Origin of the sequence: Thiohalocapsa sp. (assembly GCF_019695415.1) — a bacterium.
Taxonomy (GTDB): Bacteria; Pseudomonadota; Gammaproteobacteria; order Chromatiales; family Chromatiaceae; genus Thiohalocapsa.
Map to the genome: position 1 here is coordinate 1,423 of NZ_JAIFKJ010000308.1, position 3,193 is coordinate 4,615.

Sequence of the window (3,193 nt, forward strand, 5' to 3'; positions counted from 1 at the left end):
CGCAACCGAGACGCCGAGCCGGAGCGCACCGCCGCGGCGATCGACCTCATCAGAGCCGAAACCCGGCCTGGCGCGCCGCCGCTTGTGCTGGTCACTCACCAAGTGAACATCACAGCCCTCACGGACGTGTTTCCGGGCTCGGGCGAGATCGTCTTGGTACGCCCGGAGGGCGCGAGACTCGAGGTGCTCGGGCGCATCAGCACCCGCTGAAGCCGGCGGCGGGCTGCGCTGCTCCCGCCCGGTGCTCGGTGCTCATCGGACAGAAGGCGGCGGCCGGTCCACGTCCGACTGCCGCACCCGCGCCGCCGCCGGCACCGCGCTGCAACAGAGGAGCTGGTACGTACCCACCGCCAGCAGACCGCAGAGCCCCATGCCGAGCAGCAGCGGCAGCGCGGTGCCATTGTGCGCCAGGCTCGCAAGTGTACCGGCGAGTGCTCCGAAGCCGAAGCGCCCTGCTCCGGCGAAGGCCGACGCCGTGCCCGCCATGCGCGGGAAGTAGGCCATGAAGCCCGCCATGGCATTGCCCATCACCACCCCGGCCATGGCGATGTAGCCGCCGGCGCCAAGCGCGATGAGCCAGAGCGGAGGTGCCGCGCCCAGCACCGCCGCCAGCAGCCCCAGCAGGAGCAGCGCCGACGCCGCCGCGCCCTGCACCATGAGCCCCGCGCGCAACAGCCGCTCAGCGCCGAAGCGCGGCACCCAGCGCGCATTGAGATACGAGAACGCCATCGCCGCGGCAATGTTGATGCCGAACAGCGGTCCGAACCAGCCCGCGGGCACCCCGTGCAGCTCGATGTACACGAATGGGGAGGCGACGATGAAGATCATCATGCCGCCGAAGCTCCCCATGCCCGTCAGCAGGTAGCCGAGCGCGGCCCGGTGGCGCAGCAGCAGCCCGTAGTTGCGTGCGACTGACGCCGGGTCCAGTCGATGCCGATGCTTTGGCGACAGGGTCTCCGGCAACTGCCGAAAGAAGAGCACGGCGGTGACCGCCGTGATGCCCAGCAGCACCGCAAACACCCAGCGCCAGCTCCCGACCACCACCACCAGCCCGCCCAGGCTCGGCGCCAGCAGCGGGGCGAGGCCCATCACCAGCATTACCAGCCCCATGACGCGGGCATAGTCGTCACGCTCGAACAGGTCCCGCACCAGCGCCGGCACGGTCACCGCCACCGCCGCGCCGCCCAGCGCCTGCACGGCGCGGGCCGCGAGCATGGCCGTCATATTGGGCGCCAACGCACAGGCCACGTCCGCCAGCGCGAACACCGCGAGCCCCGCCGCCACCGGCAGCCGTCGGCCGAGCACGTCCGACAGCGGCCCCAGCAGCAGCTGCGCTGCGGCGAACACGCCCAGATACAGGGTGACGCTGAGCTGTGCCAGGGACACGGGCGCGCCCAGGTCCCGGGCGATGGCCGGGATACTCGGCAGGTACATGTCGACAGCGAAGGGCGTCAGTGCGGACAGGAGCCCGAGCGTCAACAGCAGCGACGGGGAGATGGGCATCACGACACCGGGCATGCGGACGGGGCGCAGCCGCGAGCGCGGCCGGGCACCGAGGCGGGCGACGGCCGAGCATGCCCGACGGCGGCATGAGGCGCCATCATCGCATGCCTGCCGGGGCTGGCGCGTCGGCGCCCGGACCCGAGCCCGGATCCACAGTCGGTCGGCTCGCCGCCGCACCCTCGCCGGCGGAGCACAGGGACCGCACCTTGTCTCGGCCCGACCAGAACACCATTGCGTCAATGCGGGAGATGATTGCACTCAGAGGCGACTGCCCCACCCGTCCAGGACCTGCGCAGGCCGTGTCGGACACGCCAGCAGCGGCTGCCGGGGCCATCGCCGGCCGGACATGCAGCGGGGCAGCGCGATGCCGCAGACAGCACCTTCCGAAAACCCCTTCGCCCACGGCCGCAGCCAGGCCCTGCGTCTTGGCCTTGGCATGGCAGCCCTCGGCCGCCCCGGCTACATCAACCTGGGTCACGGCGAGGACTACCATGACGGCCGCAGCGTCGAGGCCATGCAGGCGCGCGCCTGGCAGGTCCTGGATGCGGCCTGGGATGCGGGCGTGCGCTACTTCGACGCCGCACGCTCCTATGGCCGCGGTGAGGCCTTCCTGGGCGCCTGGCTCGCCGCACGGCAGGTCCCGGCGGATGCCGTCACCGTCGGCTCCAAGTGGGGCTACACCTACACCGCGGACTGGCAGGTAGACGCCGACAAGCACGAGGTCAAGGACCACCGCCTGGCGGTGCTGGAACGCCAGTGGGCCGAGACCCGCGATCACCTTGGCCACTGGCTCGACCTGTACCAGATCCACTCCGCCACCTTCGACAGCGGCGTACTGGACGACCCCCAGGTCCACCGCGCACTGGCGCGGCTCAAGGCCGACGGCCTGCGCATCGGGCTCACGCTGAGCGGCCCGACGCAGGCAGACGTGCTGCGGCGGGCCATGGACATCCGCGTGGACGGCGTGGCGCTGTTCGATGCGGTGCAGGCGACCTGGAATCTGCTGGAGCCCTCCGCCGGTGCCGCACTGGCAGAGGCACATACCCAAGGCCTCGGCGTCATCGTCAAGGAGGCGCTCGCCAACGGCCGGCTCACCGACCGCAATGACGCGCCCGGCTTCGCCGAGCGCCGGCAGCGGCTCAGCGAGCTCGCGGCGCGCTTCAGCGTCGGGCTCGATGCCGTGGCCCTCGCCGCAGCACTCGCCCAGCCCTGGGCCGACGTGGTGCTGAGCGGCGCGACCACCACGGCGCAGCTGCAAGCCAACCTGGCGGCGACCACGATCAACTGGGACACAGACGCCGAAGCCGCGGCTGGAACGCTGCCGGAAGCCCCCGACACCTACTGGCACACCCGCGCCGCCCTGGCCTGGAACTGACTAGCGCCCCCGGCACAGCGCCCTTACTCCGACCCCATCGAGAGCCGCGACACCAGCGCCGCCCCCACCTCAGTTGCGCTGGACCCCGCCGCCCCACATCTACCGCTCCCATGTGGACGCGCACCTACCAATGGCTCGATCGCACGGTGCTGGAACTCGGCCGGGAGCTGCGGCTGTCCTTCCTACCGCCGCTGATGATCTACGTGGCTGCGGGCCTCCAGGGGCCCCCGGCCATCGTCGGCACCTTCTGTGTCACGGACTACCTGGGGCTGTCGGCCGGTGTCCTGGCGGCCATCGGCCTCTGGCGAATGGTCA

General features: G+C 71.6%; 2 protein-coding genes and 2 pseudogenes. 3 read left to right on the forward strand and 1 reads right to left on the reverse strand.

The window, feature by feature from the left end:
• Positions 1 to 210 (forward strand): annotated as a pseudogene (locus I6U14_RS08985) (histidine phosphatase family protein); the annotation flags it as partial.
• Between the two features lie 42 nt (positions 211 to 252).
• Here the strand turns inward: I6U14_RS08985 and I6U14_RS08990 are convergent.
• Positions 253 to 1,503 (reverse strand): Bcr/CflA family multidrug efflux MFS transporter, encoded by a 1,251-nt coding sequence (locus I6U14_RS08990; RefSeq protein WP_296898606.1) that lies wholly within the window; start codon positions 1,501 to 1,503, stop codon positions 253 to 255.
• 364 nt (positions 1,504 to 1,867) lie between these two features.
• Here I6U14_RS08990 and I6U14_RS08995 point away from each other — a divergent pair, with 364 nt between their 5' ends.
• Together I6U14_RS08995 and I6U14_RS09000 are read left to right on the forward strand one after the other, a co-directional pair.
• Positions 1,868 to 2,878 (forward strand): aldo/keto reductase, encoded by a 1,011-nt coding sequence (locus I6U14_RS08995; protein WP_296898609.1) that lies wholly within the window; start codon positions 1,868 to 1,870, stop codon positions 2,876 to 2,878.
• 110 nt (positions 2,879 to 2,988) lie between these two features.
• Positions 2,989 to 3,193 (forward strand): annotated as a pseudogene (locus tag I6U14_RS09000) (hypothetical protein); the annotation flags it as partial.

What these genes read in the sequence shown, in the direction of transcription:
- I6U14_RS08990 (WP_296898606.1), bottom strand. Translation starts at nt 1,503, where the DNA reads ATGCCCATCTCCCCGTCGCTGCTGTTGACGCTCGGGCTCCTGTCCGCA.
- I6U14_RS08995 (WP_296898609.1), top strand. Translation starts at nt 1,868, where the DNA reads ATGCCGCAGACAGCACCTTCCGAAAACCCCTTCGCCCACGGCCGCAGC.